We start from the raw sequence: 17475 nt of genomic DNA, 5'->3' as shown, positions 1-17475 counted from the left end.
TCTGCTCCTTGCCTGTGAGCATGCCTGGCGGCCTGCCCAGTCCGTTCCTTAGCCCGAGAAATTGAGCGAGCGTTTACGTTTGGTTGGCAAATTGTTTGCCTCACCTGGCTGCGCCTGCTCCAACAAATTCCCCGCCCTGTCGCTATCCGCCGCGCCCGGCAGCACTGGCGGTTTGATCTTGATTCCGGAGCCCTTACCCGGCGCCCCTCCGGCGTTGATCTTGATCATTGGGCCGTTGACGGTGATGCCGCCCGGGTCGAGCTTGATGAAGCTGCCACCGGCGTTGAGGGTCAGTTCGATGCCGGCTTCGATGACCATCTTCTGGCCCGCCTTGAGGTGGATCTCGCGGCCGGCCTTTGTCAGTTGGGCGGTGCCGAGCTTGATGTGTTGGGTCTGGCCGATGGTGAGGTGGTCGTCGGGTTTGACTTGCACTTTGCGGTGGCCTACGACGGTCTGGTGTTCTTCGCCCTTGAACTCGGTGAAGCTATTGGCCTCGACGGTATCGTGGCGTTCGTGGCCGACGCGCACCTTCTGGTCGTGCTCGATGTTCTCGTCCCAGTCGCGCTGGGCGTGGATATAGATCTGTTCGGCGCCCTTGCGGTCTTCGATGCGCAGTTCGTTATAGCCACCACCGCCCGGAGTGCTCAGTGTCTTGAACACGCTACGGGTCATGTCCGCAGGCAGGTCATAGGGCACTTGGTGTTCCGCGTGGTAGAGGCAACCGCTCACCAGTGGCTGGTCGGGGTCGCCCTCGAGGAAGGTCACGAGCACCTCCATGCCGATCCGTGGGATGGCGATGCCGCCGTAACCATCGCCGGCCCAGCTTGAACTCACGCGCAGCCAGCAGCTGGTCTTGTCATCGGCCTGACCTTCACGATCCCAGAAAAACTGGACCTTGATGCGCCCGTATTCATCACAATGGATTTCTTCGCCAGTGGGCCCGGTGACCACCGCGGTTTGGCTGCCCAGCACGCGCGGTTTCGGATGGAGCAGGGGCGGGCGGAACGGAACGTCCCACGGGGTGGCGGTAAAACGGTTGCGGTAGCCCTGGCTGAAATCGTCAGCAGCGTGCTCCTTGTGTGCTGGCGGGTTGGTCACCGACTCTTCCAAGACCTGAGGCTGCTTGCCCTCGTGGTGCACCTCGGTGAGCAGCCAGAGGTCGTTCCACTCCCGACGCGGGTGGTCGGATATCTCAAGCAAATGGCCGCTGACCAACCTGGGCTCGTCGCTGTTACCTTCCGCCAGGCGATAGTCCGATCGATGACGCTCCAGGGCGCGTTGGGACAGGTGCTTGCCGCGCGCGCGATCGGTGAAACGACCAGGATAGTCGTAGTCTTCCAGGTCCGGCTCTGACGGGGTTTCGCTGTTGGCTGGCTGGCCCTTGTGGGTGGCACCCATGACCAGCCGCGGCTGCTCGAAGTCGTAATCGCGCCGGCTGACGCGACTGGTGCGGGTTTCCAGGCGGACGGCGAGGCGTTTGACCACCGGCTCATCGGCGACCAAGCCGCTGTCCTGGAGGTAGGCGATGGGCTGGCCAAGGCTGGGAAAGCTCGTCTGGTCGTCGCCAAACACCAGCACGTGGCCGCGCTCGCTGTGCTCGAAGTGATAGTGAATACCTTCTTCTTCGCACAGTCGTTGGATGAAGTGCAGGTCGGTCTCGTCGTACTGGGTGCAATAGACACGTTCCGGATAGACCACCGGACCGAGCTGAAAACGATAGGCGTCCGCCTGGATGCCGTGACTGTCGAGCACCTGAGCAATGATCTGCGGGACGGTCAGATGTTGGAAGATGCGTTGATCGGTGCGATGCGCCAGGTAGGCAAGCTGCGGGACGATGGCCAGTTGGTAGCGTGTCAGACGTTTGCCGGACTCGCCTTGGGCGACGCGGTAGATCAACCCATGAATACCATTGCCCGCCGGCGAGAGTGCAAGGAAGGCTCGCTGATGCAGCAAGCTTTGCAGTTCCAGGTCGGGGCGCTCGCTGACCAGCTCAAGATCGAAGCGGTAGGGCTGGCTGATGGCCTCACGACCGCTGAAGGCGAGTACCTGCAGGTCATGCTCTATGCCATCGATAATGAGGCTGAAGTGGGTGTCATTGGCCGCGTTGAACATGGCGCTTCCTTGTTCTCAGGTCATCCATGGGTGCGCCCGAACCAGCGCTGCAGACGGCTGGGTGCGGGATGGCAAAAAATGTCCAGCAGGTCGGCGACGCTGGTTGTGCGGGCGTCACTGTCGAACGCCAGAGCCGAGCGTAGCGCTGGCCAGCCGTGGGCCGGAAAGCTCGCTGGGCACCGCAGCTCTTTGTCCAGGCACATTGCCTTTGCCTGCTTGGCACTCAATCGACGGAACGGGTGCTGGCCGCTCGCGAGCTCGAACAGCAGGCAGGCAAGCGCGTAGACATCGCTGGCCGCGGTGGGCTCGGCGCCGTCCAGCAGTTCCGGTGCGGCGTAGCGTGTGGTCCACGCCTTGAAACGGTGGCGTGACAGCAGCGGCAGCGTTCCGAGAACCCCCTCGATAGGCTGACCGAGGCCGTAGTCGAAGAGGCGTAGCCCGTCCTCGGCTAGTATCACGTTGCTCGGCTTGAGATCGCCGTGGATGACGCCTCGGCTATGTGAGTACGCCAGCGCCTTGAGCAACGGCACGGCGATTTCACTGAGTGCCTTGGCAACCAGACCCTCGGGTCGCTCGCTGAGAAGCTGATCGAGCGTCGGGCCCTTGAGCAGCTCCAGCGTGATGAAGGCCCGCTGGCTCTGAGTATCCACATCGAACCCGAACACGCGCACGACATGGCGATGGCTCAAGCGGGCGGTCAGCGCGAACTCGCTGTAGAGCAGCGCATGGGCGTCCGGGTATTGCGCGAAATCATCGCTCAGTGTCTTGAGCGCGACATATGGCTCAGGATCACCGAACTGCTCGCGTAGCAGGTCGCGCGCCCGATAGACCGCGCCCATGCCGCCGACGCCGAGCAGGCGCTCGATCAGGTAGCGGCCAGCCAGCACGTCCGGTAGCACGCCTGGCACGTCGGGGTTGGGCCGAGGGCCCTGGGTTGCCGGGGCGCTGGCCGCCGCCGCAAACGCGAAGTAGGTCAGGTCCGAATCCGGTTCGGCGCGCAGGGGCTCGTTCATCGGCGTATCACCACCGCGCTGAGGTTGTCCCGGCAAGGGCCGTCCAAGGCTTCTTCGAACAGCCGTTGCAGCGCCAGGCCTGTCGAAGATGAGTTGAGCGCAGCACCCAGGCTGTCTGGCGATAGGCTCTGGTAGATGCCGTCGCTGCACAGCAGCAAGGTGTCACCGGGGTAGACATCGAATTCCAGGATATCCAGCACCAACTGCTCGCTAGCGCCGATGGCACGTGTTAGTGCATGCGCGGCAGGATGACGCGCAGCCTCGGCAGGGTTCAGGTTCTGTTCGTCGATCAGTTGCTGTAGCAGCGAATGATCGCGGGAAAGCTGGTAGAGACGACTACCGCGCCAGAGGTAGCAGCGGCTGTCGCCGGCCCAGACGCAGGCGGCACGATCGCCTTCCATCAGCAGGGCGACCACAGTGCTGCCGATCACAGGATCGGGACGGTCGGCGGTCACGGTCAGCTCCTGACCGAGCCTGCGGTTAAGGTCATGCAGGCAACGACGCATATTGACCAGGCGCTCGGCCAGGCTGCCTTCCGGCAGCTCGGCCAGCTGTTCGACGATCAGGCGGCTGGCCAGGGCGCCATTATGGTGGCCGCCCATGCCGTCGGCGACCACCCAGAGGCCTTGCTCGGGGCAGTCGAGAAAGGCGTCCTCGTTCCGGGCGCGGACCTTGCCTGTGTCAGTCCGCGCCGCGCTGCGCCAGCTATAAGCGAGGGTAGTATTACCGGTCATCACAGGGTCGCCGGTAGCTTGAAATCCCGCAGTAAGGCGATGTCGAACGGGTTCGGCGAGCGCTGGCTGTGCAGCAGGTAGTTAGCGTGGCGACCACCGAGGTTTGCCTTGAGCATCAGTACGTCACGACCGCTGTGGTAGTCGACCTGCATCAGATCCAACAGACGGAACAGCGACCAGGGGCCGGTGTTTTTCTCGATGCCGACGCGCCGCCCGCCCAGCTCTTCGACCACCAGGCTGGTGCGGCCTTCGTCGGCGTCAGCCGGCCAGCTGAACGCGGTCTGCACGATAGGGCCGTGGCGGTATTCCATCTGCTGGCTACCGAAGCGGAAGTCGGCACGGCCCAGGCTCGAATCCAACGAATAGGGCTCGAGCTTGAAGCGCACCTGCGGTTCGTTCGGGTTCTCCGCGAAAAAGCTGCGGCGGATGGTCTGGGCGTTGCTCATCTGCGCCAGGAATTCGCGCGACAGCGGCAAGCCACGGCCATCGACGCGGCGCAGTTGATACTGGCCGGCGCTGCCACTGACGAATGGCTTGAGGTAGCGGTCGAAAAAGCCGTCCGCCACGCCCTGCGTCTTGAAGAACTCACGGAAGTCGGCGATCGCGACGTCACTTTCGCTGTGGGCGCTGAATGGGTAGCGCTGGCGCAGCGAGCCCTTGTAGAAGGTGTAGAGCTCGCTCTGGTAGCGCTGATTCAGGTAGTGATAAGCGTTGTTAAGCACCAGGCTCCAGCTGTCTTCAGCGAGCAGACCGAGCCAGTTGCCGATGGGTTGCGGCAGGCGCGCTGCGCTGGCGCGAAGCTGGTTGATCGCATCTCGCTGCCCGCCCATGCGCGCCTTTGCCAGCTCGAAAGCGGCCTGATCCGGCGCGCTGGCGTGGGCCAGGCCCGCCAGTTGCAGTTGCAGTGCATCGAGTGCTTGGAGTGTTGGGACCAACTCGGCGCTGGCGCCAGCATTGTCGTCGAGCAAACGATGCAAAGGCTCGAAGCGGCGCTCCAACGTTTTGCGCGCGGTATCTGGCAGATTCTTGGCCAGTGCGGCCTGAGCCTGCTCGGCAGCGGCCGATGCCAGCTTGGCGGCTTTGCCCAACTTGCCGTTGGCGCCTTCGAGCGCGTCAGCCGCCTGTGCGGTATCACCAGCGGCGTCCGCGGCGCCGGCAAAGCGGGTGTTATCGCGGATTTCGACCAGCAACTGCAACAGCGGTGAGTTAGCTGCGGACAACCCGCTTAGTAATACCGAGCCCTGGCCTGCACCTTCGATCGGTTCCAGCGTCAGCTGAGCGACCGCTTCGCTCCAGAAGTTGGCGTAGTCGCGGAAATAGAGCTGCTCCATTTCGACCATCAGCCGACCCAGATCCTTCAGGCTCAGGCTGTCGCCCTCGCCGAGCACCCAGTTATCGCGAAGGATCTCGCGCACGAGATCGCTGCCCTGCGCCACGTAGAACTTCTGATAGCCGCTCTGGGTGTAGAAGCCTGGAATGGCATAGTCACTGCCGTTGAACAGTGCGCCCTGAGGACCGAGACGTTGGCTGAAACGGTAATCCGGCAGGCTTCGGGCCTGGTCGCGGAGCATGCGGTAGACGACGTTGGCCAACGATTCGCTGCGCAGAACTTGGCGTGCCTCGGCGACCAGCTGGTCGTTGAGCGGGTAAGGAGCGAAGCCCTCATTGAGCAGCCGGTCGAAATGCGTCAACAGCCCGTTCTGCGCTACCGCGTTCCCCGCGTAGCGCAGCGACCAGTCTGCTGCCAGCCATTCCTTGAGGAAGGCATTATCACGTCGCGGCTCAAGGTTCAGCATGAGGTAGGCGCGCAGGCTGCCGAGCAGGCGCTCGCGATCATCAAGATTGGCGCGGATCTGGGCTTCGAGCTGACGGGCGACGCGGGTCAGCAGCAGGCTTTCCAGTTCGCGGCGATAGGCGTTATGCAAGGTCGGATCGACCTGCTCGCCCTGGTAGAGGCCGCCTCGTTGCAGGTAGGAGACCTCGGCTTTGTCGGGGAACACCTGTGTGGCGGCATAGCTGGTGTCCAACGCCTTGAGCGTGCGCAGCGCGTCATCCTGAGCACTGATACCCTGGTGCTCGCGGCCGATCTGGTCAGCCAGATTGCGCAGCTGTTCCAGGCGCTCGTGGTTGCCGGAGAATCCGCTGGCCCAGAGCGCACCAAACAGCGCCAGGCAGGCGAAGCTTGCGGCATACAGGGCGCGTTGACCCCAGTCGATGCGGCGCACTTCCTTCTGGTCCAGGCCGGCCAGGTCCGCCTCGGGGAAAATCACCCGGCTAAGTAGGTGATTGATGAAGCGTGCCCGACCGCTGCGGAAGGTTGGCAGCGCGCTGCTCGACAAACCAAGATTGCGGCCGATGCCACTGGTGAGCGGGTCCAGCCCACCTTGCAGTTGCGGCGCGCTGGTCAGGTAGAAGCCGCGCAGCTGGCTGGCACGCTGGTAGCGGTTGCCGGTGAACGCCAGCTCCACGAACAGACAAAGGCGCTCGCCGATCTGGCCAAGCTGGTGTGGGAAGTCGAGGATGCGACCGCGGCGCTGGGTATCGCGCTCCTGATGCATGCGCAGGATGACCTGACTGTTGAGTCGGCGCAGCAGTTCTTCGAACTCGCTCCTGGCAACATTAACGTCGGTGCCGTCCTGTTCCTTGCGGAAGCTGGCGCCCAGCACTTGATCACTCTCTTCGCGCGAGAGCTGATCGAAGAACTCGTCGAAGCCCAGCACCTTGTCTGCTTTGCTCAGTACTAGGTACACCGGCACATCAGCGCCCAAGCGCTGATGAATCTCGTGCAGTCGTTGGCGGCTTTGGCGCGCCAGGGTTTCGAGTTCCAGTTCGCTCGATTGCAGCAGCTGTTCGACCGGAATGTTGATCAGCACGCCGTTGAGCGGGCGCGCACGGCGGCGGCGCAGCAGGCCGAGCAGGGTGTCCCACGCCTTGCTGTCGACGGCCGAATCAGGCTGGGTCAGGTAGCGACCCGCGGTATCGATCAGCACCGCATGGTCGGCGAAGTACCAATCAGCGTAACGGGTACCCGAGACGTCCTTGGTCAGGCGCTGGTTTTCGCCCCGATTGAGCGGGAAATCTAGGCCCGAGAAGTCCAGCAGTGAAGTCTTGCCGCTGCCCTGAGGGCCGAGCAGCAAATACCAAGGCAAATCATTGCGCCATTTCTCGCTGCGCCCGCGGTACAGACTCGAGCTCTTGAGGGTCCGCACGGCGTCGCGGTAGCGCTGACGCAGGATGCTCTGCTCCTCGTTGACCAGTCCCTCGCGACGCAGCCGCTCCTGTACCTCTTCATCACTGGCCTCTGCCTGCTTCTGGCGCGTGTTGTGCCAGCTGGCGAAGACCATGAACAAACCCCAGGCCAGGCACAGCCCGGCAATGGTTAGCAGGCGGCTGGTCGAGGACTCCCAGAACTTGTAGTCGTCCACTGCGAGCAGCGGACCGACGAACCAGACCAGTAGGGCTAGTACCAGCAGGACGCATAGGCTCCATACCCAGGTCTTGCGGAAAAACGCGGCAAGCTTGCCGAAAAAAACCTTCATGGCATTACGTCCTTGTTACGGCTGAGGCTCGACCTGAACGGTCGGATCGACGGTTTGGTAAGGCTGCAGGACGGTGTCACGCTGCTCGCCCAGTACCCAGGCAAAGCCCGCGTACAGCATTCCCAGGCAAATCAGCGTGAACATCGCAACCATCCACCAGGGCACGATGCGCACCAGGCGTCGACGTGTGTCGCGAAGGCCCTGCCAATGCGGCGAGACCTCGCGCGGTACGTCGCCACGCAGCTGGCGGATCTGCCGGTAGAGACTGTCGCGCACTGCTTCGAGCTCGAGCATGCCGCGTGGCATCACCCGGTACTTGCCTTCAAAACCGAGCGACAGGCTCAGGTACATCAGCTCCAGCATCGGCAGGTGCTTGACCGGGTTGCGCGAGAGGCGCTCGAGCAGCTGGAAGAACTTCTCACCGCCGAAGGTCTCGTTGTGGAAGGAGGACAACAGGCTCATCTGCGACCATTCACTTTCGTTGCCCCACGGAGTGGTCACGACCGCCTCGTCGATGGCTGTGCACAGCACGTAGCGGGCGGCCATTACCTGGCTGCTTTCGGCGCCGTCATGCAGGGCGCGGTGCTCGAACAGCTTGAGTTCGCTGGATAAGCGCTGATTCAGGGTGTGCAAGTCTTCCCCTTCGTAGCTGTGCTTGAGCCGCACCACTTCCGAAAGAAGCGAGGAGGCCGCTGCGACCAAAGGGTTGAGGCTGATGTTGAAGGTTTCGGCCGGGCGCAGGCGCGCCGCGTAGATCATCCGTTCTTCGAGTTGCTCGAATTTGGGCGGTGCGCTGAAATCGGTCAGCGGGCTTTGCGCCGGGGCGTCCCCGTGGCGATTGAGGATGACGGTCTTGTCGTCCTGTGCGTAGTCCATTTCTCTGATCATGTCGGTCAGTTCCTGATCGCCCAGAATTTCAGCTCAAGCCCGGAGAATTCGCCGGACACATGGAAGGCGAAGCCGCCGGAGCGCTCCAGTTGCGCCAGTTCCTCAGAACTGAGTTCCAACGCGAAGTAGGTCTTGCCGGAATGGAATGGAATCTGCCGCGGTGCCACCGGCAACGGTTTGACCTTGATACCCGGCAGGTGCAGGTTGACCAGCTGGCGAATGCGCTCGACCGGGCCGACCTTGAGGTGGGCCGGCAGGCGCGTGCGCAGCTCTTCCGAGTCGCACTGGGCGCTGGCTGCGAGCACGAACGAGGCGCTGCCGAGCAGCTTGTGGTCGTGCAGCGGCGAGACCTGAATGCCGTATTGACGCTGCTGCAGTAGCAGCTCGATGGCGTGCTGTTCGAGCACCATCGACAGCACCTGGCGAATCGCATCCATCAGCTTGCGGAACGAAAGGCCCTGGTCGTTGTGCAGGTAGCGACCATCGAGGCGAGGTCGTTTGGTCTCGCTGGAGAACGTCGCCAGTTCGCCCAGCAACCCCAGCAGCTCACGGTAGATGTGTTCAGGATGGATCCGGTCGATACCCATGTAATGGCGTAGCACGGGTTCGTAACGGTTGATCAGCTGCAGCATCATGAAGTCGCCGACTTCAGCTCCGCCCACCTTGCCGGTAGCGCGGATACGCTCGGCCAGGATGTCGCCACGATGACCGAGCATGCTGATGACTTCTTTCAGGCAGGACAGCAGGTAGCTGGAGGCTTGGAAGTCGATGAAGGTCGGGATGTATTCGGGGTCGAGGCTGATCACCCCGTCCGGCGTGGTGTCGAGGATGTCACAGAGCTTGAGTTTCACGTACGCCTGATCGCTCTGTTGCTCTCCCAGCAGCAGCCGAAAGTCCGGGCGGCCGGTGCTGACCTGGCAGCTGCTGCTATCGCCGGCGTTGGAGTCAGTGACCTCTTCGTCGAACACGGTGTATCGCGCCAGTACGTCCTTCTGCTCTGGGCGACGGCTCTCGATGTGATTGCCTGTCACCAGCGGCAGCGCCAGATATACGGGGGTATTGCCGGTGTTAGGCGGGACGTCGAGAGCGAGCGGCTCTCGTTCTGCACCGATCTCGAACAGGCTGCCATCGGGGAGAATGCCGCTGGCCTGGCTAAGCACCAGTTTGCCCATGTTGAGGAATTGGCGGTCGATATCCAGCTCGAAAAAGCCCCAGGCGTAATGGCCCAGCTTCTGGGTGCGCAGCTTGAGCTGGGCATCGTAATAACGGTCACTCTGCTGAAAGTGCTGCGGACGCAACAGCATGCCTTCCTGCCAGACCACTTTGTTCATGGTCATCGATTAATTCCCCTTCGCGAGCGGGTCGATGCTCTGGATACCGCGCTCGTCGAGGCTCAGCTCGATGCGGTTCTGTGCTTTTTGCTGCAGAGGAATGACGAAACGCCAGTTGGACTCGGGCAGATCGCGGTAGGCCGCCAGCACACCGACATAGCGGCTGCCGTCCTGAACATGGAGTTTGAGATCGCGCTGCTCGCCGGGGCGTAGTTCTAGTTCTTCCTGAATCACCAGGTCCGGCGACAGCGCTTCCTTGGGCCGCTGGTAGAGCGAGAAGAAGTCGGTGTTCTCGAACGCCACCGGATGCTTGAGTTCGATCAGGCGAATCACGATGGGTGAGGGTCGGCCGTTGAGGTCGGGGTTGAGCCGGTCGCTGCCTTGCAGTGACAAGTCCAACTTGGTCAGATCCGAGTTGGGCGATAGCGCCGAGCAGCCGCCAAGCGCAGCTAACGCCGCAAGCACTGCTGCGGATAAAAAGCGAGTCATGGACGTCATCCTTGAAGGTCGGTGTTGAGCGTGGCAATCAGGCGTACTTGTTCCTCGTAAGCCTGCGCGAAATCGCGGGCGAACAGCCGCTCGCTCCAGTCATCGTCACGTTGCATGGCCAGATGCAGGCGCTTGTACGCCCGCCAGCGGCTCCCCGCGGTAGCGATCAGCGGCTTGTTGTCCTGCTCGAAGCGCAGGGCCAGCTGATGTGGCGAGAGTTGGTCGAGCATGCCTTTGACGGCGGCGCGGCTGGCAGCCAGCATCGCCACTTGGTGCGCCTGCAGGTCACGGAAGGCCCGGCCTACTGCTTGCTCAGACGGGAGTTGACCGGCCTTGCCGCTGCGTAGCAACAGGGTCAGCGCCTCGCCGCTGTCGATGCTGTGCTTGAGCGGGTTGTTGCCCGCGCTTTGCACGGTAGTCAACGACAGGCGCATTTCGTTCTTGAGCTCGCCACGCGTGCGCAGCGCCTGTTGGAGGCCTCCAACGCTCTGCTTGAGCAGGCTCGCGGCTTTGAGCGCCAGCGCTTGGCAAGCCTCTTCGTCGAGGTCGTCCAGGCTGACGCCGAGCGCCTCGCCGAAGCGCGCCCAGAAGTTTGGAGGCAGCCGCTCGGGTTCAAGGGCGGCTTTGGGTTGCGCAGCCGCAGTGGGCATTACCAGTTCAGGAATCTGCAGGTTCTCCTCGTCGATCTGCGCGTAGTCGCGCTGCTGTGCCTGCGCCCGGGCCGGCGCAAGCACGGCCGTCAGGTCGTCGACTTCTGCATAGACGCGCTCCTGTTGGTCCAGAGCGGTCAGCGGATCGAGATCAAGAAAGGCGTCGTCGGGAATAATGCTACCGGCCGGCTGCGGACGTCCGATATCGCCCTCGAAGGAAGCAGGGTCCTGGATAAGCCGCGCTCGGATTTCGAAGTCGCCCAGGCAGTAAACGCTGCCGTGTTCAATCCGCTGAGGCTGGCCCTTGTCCAGGCTGGCGCCGGTGTCTTTGAGCTGGATGCCGTTGCTGCTGGTGTCAGTGAGATAAAATGCCCCGTCCCGGTAGCTCACTTCGGCGTGGCGGCTGGATAACACACGCTTGCGATCGGGAATGACCCAGTCGCAATCTTCTGCACGGCCGATGACGCCGCCGGCTTGCTTGAAGGTTTTGCTGCTGATCAGGCCCGGTACGAACTGCTGCGCACTGACCATATCGAAAACCAATTCCATGGTTCCTTTCTCCTGATGGATCAGTTGCTGCGGGCAGACGCCTGCGGATCGCCCAGCGGGCGATAGTCATCGTCGTTAAATTTGTAGTTGCCGGAGCAGCCGGCAAGGGCGAGGGATGCGGCGAGTAAAACGAGGGCGCAATAGCGGGCTAGCACGCGATTTCCTCCTTGAAAGCGTGTGGACTGACAGTCCCGCCCGCCGGAAGGGCGAAGCGAGACTCAGGCTGAGTATTGAAGTTCAGCTGGCTATTGGAGTGGGTGAACAAGGTCACGAAAAAGGATGGGGTTGGGGCTGAAACGAGAGCTGCAGCTATAAATGCTTTCGCCCTCGTCAGACCTGACGAAACTGCTAGGCGAAGGCTCGGGCGCTTTCTCTGGTCACAGCAGCAAGCCGCTCTGCGACCTGGTTATCATTGATGGCGCGCCATTGCGCGACCAACTCCGCAAGATCGACTCGTTCTGCGTGTTCGCCGAACACGCTGCGTAACGTCACCAAGCGCTCCGCCTGCGCTAGCAAACGTTGCTGCGTTCGAGTTAGCGCCGGACTCTGTTCAGCTCGAACGCGTTCCCCTTGTTCGATTGCATCGGCATAGATGGCACGTAGTTCCAGATCGCTCTTGCCGTAGAAACGCATCTCACCCCTGCGCCTGATTTCCCAGCGGAACTCGTTGAATGAGCGCGCTTGCCAGCTTTCCAGTAACTGGGCGGTGCTTAGCAGCTGGGCGTAGATGTCACGTATTTCGGCCTCGCTGAATAGCTTTCCGTTGCGCTCTTCGATGCTGGCGTTCCAGCGCAGAAGATTAGTGAGCGCTGCTCGTGCATAGCCGCTATCGCTGGCATGGTGAGTACCCGCTACTGCAAGCCGATTCGGCATATCACCATCCAAGCCGATTTCCCCAACGTAGCGTGCGCAGGTTTGCTCGTCGATCAGCGCGCAGCCCGGTTGCCACAGAACTGCTGCCTCGCTTCCGCCCCCGGGTTTCCGAGGCATGAAATGCCACTGCTCGCCGTGGTGCTCGTAGGAGTCGCCCTGAAGATTAACGAGCCCTGCAAGCAACAATGCGATGCCGGTCACTGGCGAGCTGAAAAGCAGAGCTGTACCGGGGAGAGCCAGTTTCCACTCCACGTCCATCCAGGGCAGCGGAACGGCGGGAACTGGATCGTTATGGTTAACGATACGGTGGTGGGTAAGCGGCTGGGCGGCTTTAACGAAAGCAGCGTCGCCGGCGCGGGGTGCGCCGTAGGTATAAAGGATGACCTTTGGTTTGGTGGGCTTACGACGCAGCCACTCCGCAAGCAGAAGGGCAACTGCTCCCCCTAGGCTATGGCCACAAATCACCAACGTTTGCTCGCCTGTGTAGAAGGCATTAAGGTAGCGCTCAACGAAGGGTTTCGCTGCTTTGTAGCCACCATAGAACCCGCGATGTGCCTCGCCTTCGCCATCCTCAAATGGCACCTGGCGAGCATCAGCGTCGCGGCTGGCATCTGCCAGCATTTCCTGAGTGCCGCGCACCGAGATCAGTACTACTTTGTCGTTATGCGTAATGAAAGCTTGGGTATTCGCGCCCGTGCTGTATAGAAAATGCACGTCTTCTGGGTTGTGCCATTCATCCCGCGCTTCTTTTCCGTAGCGATCTGGATCGTAGGGCACAATCTCGAGGCGCTTCGAATAAGCAACTTCCTCACAAAGTAAATGATAGGGGCCCGCACCATCGAACTGCGTTGGCTTGACTCGGCGTCCCAACTGATTCTGCAGTACATGGCCGATGCTCCCTATCGAGTCGTAGGGAGGAGGTGAAGAAACGTAAGGCTTCTTGTTGGTATGAAAAGGGGCGTAAACGAATGTGCTCATCAGTGCGAGGTGGTAAGCGTTCAGTGCACAGAAGTCAGTATCGCGGGAAAGTAATGGGCTATAGGCGCGGAGCGCTTTGATTTCGATCACATGGTGTTGGTTTGGACTGAGCGCAATGCCTTGCTGATCGTGTGCCAAACCTGAGTTTCGCTTTAGTTCTGCTTTAGATCTGGGCCCCCAGGTATTGTCGGGTTCTGGAAGGTGACAGGAGACCTCAGCGAAGTCACTGACTTCTGCTCGAAGGAAGCGAGCCTGCTCTCTTATTGCCCGTGCTTCCGCCAGATAGGTATTTCCGTCAGCACCCCGAGGCCCTGCCGGTGATTGCTCGGCAGCGACTTGCAACGCCGTAAGGGCTATACAAAAACTTTCTCGGCGAGAAATGGCTGCATACCAGGGATCGCCGCCGGAATAGCTATCCAAAATTGACAGAACAACCGGGCCGCAATGAATGTTGTCTGTTCTCGTATAACCGTCACTGTCCAGCACATCGAAATACTGTTGGCCTTGATTGTCCTGCAATTGGTACGAGAGGCCAGCATAGGGTTTTCCATCGCCATGCTCATCTACTAAACGGAAGCTGATCCAATCGCGGCTGAGAGGGCATCGCATCGTTACGTTAGACACTGAGTCGTTCATCCATGATCACTCTGTGCAGTTGGGGTAGACCGTGCATTGCCGGCCATCCATCTGGAAGGTGCGGTATTGCGGTGGGTCCGTGCAGAGTTCCTCGAACCTCGTTCCCCAGCGGCCTGTGCACGGTTTCCAGCCGGTATCGGTATCCAGCCAGTAACCACTGAGGTATGGACGGTCTTCATCGTTTAGTTTGAATGTCAGGGTTACCGTCTTGTTCGGCAGTTGGTCACGGGATAAATAAAGCCCTGCGCTTTTGCAGCTCAGTTGCTTCGATAGTTCTAGTTCGAGCTTGCTGATCTGAAATAACCATGAGCATTGCGCTGTCTTGGATAGCGTCCCGTCTGGTTGAAATGCTGGAGCACCCTCGGGTAGTTGGTCGACTATGGTCAACCCACCGTTGTCATAAGTTTGTTGCCAGTCCTTGTCGCCGTAACGGGCATTAATGAACAGCCCGACCCGGGCCAGCGGCAGGTCGCACGTGCCGTCGCGGTAGTTCACTGGAATACGTAATCGGTATTCATGAGGGTGACTGTCAAAATCTGCTTTGAATGTCTTCGTCTGGCTCCGGCCGTCGCAGCTTCCCGCCGCGCCGTAGTGAGCCTGTGCTTTGAGGGCGAAGTCGGCGGGCAGCTCACCTTCTAGCGTGAAGGACTCAGCCCCTAGCGGGCCCACCGTACTGCAAGCATTAAGGGAAAGGGCTAGCAGCGCCGGCCACCACTGCAAGGCGCCGGTACAGGAATTCTTAGTCGGATTCATCAGAAAGGTTTCCATGCATTGGGACTCGAAAGCACCGTGCTGACCCGGGCGAAATGGGCTTCTGTTGTTTCATGCTCGGCGGGCGTCCAAGCCGAGTGCTCAGCAAGCGCAGGGTCCAGTTGGTGGAGCAGCAAGAAATGCAGCTGTTGTTCAGCAAGCCAATTCCAGCGTCGGGCTTTATCGAGTTGCTGATCCAGCCAGTCCGTTAGCAGACGAGTTTCGGCGAGATCCGCGGTGGCCTTTGAATGGTTCTGCCACAGCCAAAGCTCAAGATTGTGTCGGCTGATATGGTGCTGCACCGTTTCCGGTTCGGCTATCGCCAGCCATGGCGTCTCGAACGGTGCGGGGCTCTGGCCGGGCCGCGGATTATCGAAGCACTGCCAGCATTGACCATCCCAGCACAGCGCGCTGCTTAGAGGACCGAGCAAAAGTGGCCGTTGAATTTCCTCTATCTCGCGAAGATGGTGAGCAATGACGCGGTTGTCCTGAAAGCGGTAAAGCGAGCGCTGCCCCTGTTCCTCGATCAACATCCGCTCGCGCCAGTGCTGGCTTAAGAGGGTCAGGTCGAGCTGCTCCGCGCTTGCAAGCCAACCCCAGTTTTGCGCGGGTGAGTCGAGTAGCGACCGTATCTGCTCTGGATTCGAATCGCTTAACAGCACCAGCCAGGGCCCGACTTCCGCCATCTCCGTGACCGCGGAGTCCTGATAAAGATTGACGTATTGCTGCATCAGGTCAGATGCAAACAGCCCTTGGACGGGATTGGGCTTTGCCAAGCTGTCGAGAATGAGCAGCAGCTGCCGCTGCTCAGCCTGTTGCTCATCGAACCAATCTTGGACTGTATCTATCATCGAGATGCTTCCACTTGGCACAATCCGTCCCTGCACGCTTCGCAGATCGGGCAGCGACTTGCGCCGATCTGCCTGGCCTTGCGGGCTATCTGCAGCTGGGTATTAGCCAACGCCAGTTTCGGCTTTGTACCGGCCTTGTCCTGATCCGCTGCCCAAGGCATCACCGGTGCCAGAATGCTCAGCCCTGAACCCTTGCCCGATGCTCCACCGGAATTCATCTTGATAGTCGCGCCGCTCAAGGTCACGCCACTGGGGTCGAGTTTGAGGAAGCTGCCGCCGCCTGAGGCAGTGAGCTCCATGCCGGCGTCGATGACGACTTTGCTGCCGGCATAATAGTGAATCTCGTTGCCGGCCTCTACGAATTGTCCGCTGCCGATCTTCACGTGTTGGGTGTCGCCCACGGTGAGGTGGTCGTGGGCGCGGATTTCGGTTTTGCGGTCGGCGTGGGTGGTGCGGTGTTCTTCGGCCTTGAAGTCGCTGTAGCTGTTGGCCTCGACGGTGTCGTGGCGTTCGTGGCCGACGCGGATCCTCTGATCGTGCTCGATGTTTTCGTCCCAGTTGCGCTGGGCGTGGATGTAGATCTGCTCGGCGCCTTTGCGGTCTTCGATGCGCAGTTCGTTGTAGCCGCCACCGCCGGGCGAGCTGAGCGTCTTGAAGACGCTGCGGGTCTTGTTGGCCGGCAGGTCGTAGGGGACGACATGTTCCTTGTGGTACAGGCAGCCAGTGAGTAGAGGCTGGTCTGGGTCGCCTTCGAGGAAGGTCACCAGCACTTCCATCCCAACGCGGGGGATGGCGATGCCGCCGTAGCGGTCGCCGGCCCAGCTTGAGCTGACCCGCAGCCAGCAGCTGGTCTTATCGTCGGCCTGGCCTTCGCGGTCCCAGTGGAATTGAGCCTTCACGCGGCCGTACTCGTCGCAGTGAATTTCTTCACCGGCGGGGCCTGTGACCACTGCGGTCTGACTGCCGAGCACTTTGGGCTTGGGGTGCTTAAGGGCCGGGCGGAAGGGGATGTCCCAGGGCGTAGCGGTGAAGTGGTTGCGGTAGCCCTGGGTGAAACCGTCACGGGCGAGGCTATCGCTTGTCGCCGACTCTTCCAGCACCTGCGGCTGCTTGCCTTCGTGGAGGATCTCGTTGAGCAGCCAGAGCTGGTTCCAGTCACCGCGCGAGTGTTCGATCAGCGCGAGAAAATGGCCGGTGACCAGTTGCGGCTGGTCGCTCTCGCCCTCGGCCAGCTCGTAGTCTCTGCGGTGGCGTTCGAGGGCACGTTGGGACAGGTGCTTGCCGCGGGTGCGCTCGGTGAAGCGGCCGGGGTAGTCATAGTCTTCAAGCTCCGGCTGAAACTCGCTCTGGAAGGCACCTTCCATCGTCAGGCGGGGGTTTTCAAAGTCATAATCGCGCCGGGTGACGCGGCTGGTGCGGGTCTCGACTCGTAGGCCGAAGCGCTTGACCACCGGCTGGTCGGCGACGAGGCCAGAGTCCTGCTGATAAGCCACTGGCGCAAGCTTGGGGAAGCCCGTCTGGTCATCACCGAACACCAGCACATGGCCGGCGGCGCTGTGCTGGAAGTGGTAGTGAATGCCCTCTTCCTCGCACAGGCGCTGGATGAAGTGCAGGTCGCTCTCATCGTACTGCACGCAGTAGTCGCGCTCGGGGTAGACCGCGCTCAGCCCGAAGCGCAAGGCGTTAGCCTGGATGCCATGCTCTTCGAGCACCTGGCTGATGATCTTCTCAACTGTCAGGTGCTGGAAGATACGCTGGTTGGTGCGGTGGGCCAGATAAGCCAGCTGTGGGCGCAGGGTGATGTGATAGTGCGTCAGCCGTTTGCCGGAGTCGCCTTGGGCGACGCGGTAGATCAAGCCATGGATGCCATTGCCGGCGGGCGAGAGCGCCAAGAAGGCCGGCTGATGCATCAGGCTTTCCAGGTCCAGATCCGGTCGCTCGCTGACCAGTTCGAGTTCGAAGGCAAAGGGCTGCGACAGTGCCTCGCGGCCCTTAAATTCGAGCACCTGTAGATCGTGCTCGACGCCCTCGATGCTTAGGCTGAAGTGGGTGTCGTTGGCCGGGTTGAACATGGTCTCTGGT

Annotated in this window: 13 protein-coding genes; all 13 read right to left on the bottom strand. The window is 61.2% G+C overall.

What is annotated here, in order from left to right:
* Positions 1 to 48: 48 nt before the first annotated feature.
* Positions 49 to 2112, bottom strand: coding sequence for a type VI secretion system tip protein VgrG (gene tssI / locus K4O48_RS17180; RefSeq protein ID WP_222909564.1), 2064 nt, complete (start codon positions 2110 to 2112; stop codon positions 49 to 51).
* A 20-nt stretch (positions 2113 to 2132) separates the two neighbouring features.
* Positions 2133 to 3125, bottom strand: coding sequence for a serine/threonine-protein kinase (locus K4O48_RS17175; RefSeq protein WP_222909563.1), 993 nt, complete (start codon positions 3123 to 3125; stop codon positions 2133 to 2135).
* Positions 3122 to 3859 carry a PP2C family serine/threonine-protein phosphatase gene (locus K4O48_RS17170; RefSeq protein WP_222909562.1) on the bottom strand — a complete coding sequence of 246 codons (738 nt, stop codon included), beginning with the start codon at positions 3857 to 3859 and terminating at the stop codon, positions 3122 to 3124. The genes K4O48_RS17175 and K4O48_RS17170 overlap by 4 nt, the downstream gene beginning before the upstream one ends.
* A complete protein-coding gene (tssM, locus tag K4O48_RS17165; RefSeq protein ID WP_222909561.1) occupies positions 3859 to 7398 on the bottom strand; it encodes a type VI secretion system membrane subunit TssM in 3540 nt (1179 codons plus the stop codon). The genes K4O48_RS17170 and tssM overlap by 1 nt, the downstream gene beginning before the upstream one ends.
* Before the next feature lie 15 nt (positions 7399 to 7413).
* Positions 7414 to 8286: a type IVB secretion system protein IcmH/DotU gene (icmH, locus tag K4O48_RS17160; protein WP_222909560.1), complete on the bottom strand. Its 873-nt coding sequence runs from the start codon at positions 8284 to 8286 to the stop codon at positions 7414 to 7416.
* 5 nt (positions 8287 to 8291) lie between these two features.
* A complete protein-coding gene (tssK, locus tag K4O48_RS17155; protein WP_222909559.1) occupies positions 8292 to 9623 on the bottom strand; it encodes a type VI secretion system baseplate subunit TssK in 1332 nt (443 codons plus the stop codon).
* A 3-nt stretch (positions 9624 to 9626) separates the two neighbouring features.
* On the bottom strand, positions 9627 to 10106 hold the full coding sequence (gene tssJ, locus K4O48_RS17150) for a type VI secretion system lipoprotein TssJ (protein WP_222909558.1): 480 nt from the start codon (positions 10104 to 10106) through the stop codon (positions 9627 to 9629).
* A gap of 5 nt (positions 10107 to 10111) precedes the next feature.
* A complete protein-coding gene (gene tagH, locus K4O48_RS17145; RefSeq protein WP_222909557.1) occupies positions 10112 to 11305 on the bottom strand; it encodes a type VI secretion system-associated FHA domain protein TagH in 1194 nt (397 codons plus the stop codon).
* A gap of 20 nt (positions 11306 to 11325) precedes the next feature.
* Complete coding sequence (locus K4O48_RS17140) at positions 11326 to 11460, bottom strand: type VI secretion protein (protein WP_222909556.1); 135 nt, start codon at positions 11458 to 11460, stop codon at positions 11326 to 11328.
* Positions 11461 to 11653: 193 nt separating this feature from the next.
* Positions 11654 to 13792 (bottom strand): lipase family protein, encoded by a 2139-nt coding sequence (locus K4O48_RS17135; RefSeq protein ID WP_260523653.1) that lies wholly within the window; start codon positions 13790 to 13792, stop codon positions 11654 to 11656.
* A gap of 6 nt (positions 13793 to 13798) precedes the next feature.
* Positions 13799 to 14560: a hypothetical protein gene (locus K4O48_RS17130; protein ID WP_260523652.1), complete on the bottom strand. Its 762-nt coding sequence runs from the start codon at positions 14558 to 14560 to the stop codon at positions 13799 to 13801.
* Positions 14545 to 15393 (bottom strand): DUF4123 domain-containing protein, encoded by an 849-nt coding sequence (locus tag K4O48_RS17125; RefSeq protein ID WP_222909555.1) that lies wholly within the window; start codon positions 15391 to 15393, stop codon positions 14545 to 14547. Before K4O48_RS17125 ends, K4O48_RS17130 begins: the two co-directional genes overlap by 16 nt.
* Entirely contained in the window at positions 15390 to 17465 is a 2076-nt protein-coding gene (locus K4O48_RS17120) for a type VI secretion system tip protein VgrG (RefSeq protein ID WP_222909554.1), read from the bottom strand. The genes K4O48_RS17125 and K4O48_RS17120 overlap by 4 nt, the downstream gene beginning before the upstream one ends.
* Positions 17466 to 17475 lie beyond the last annotated feature (10 nt).

It is taken from the genome of Pseudomonas sp. DNDY-54 (genome assembly GCF_019880365.1).
GTDB classification, from domain to species: Bacteria; Pseudomonadota; Gammaproteobacteria; order Pseudomonadales; family Pseudomonadaceae; genus Stutzerimonas; species Stutzerimonas stutzeri_P.
This window is presented reverse-complemented; position numbering and strand designations above follow the sequence as displayed.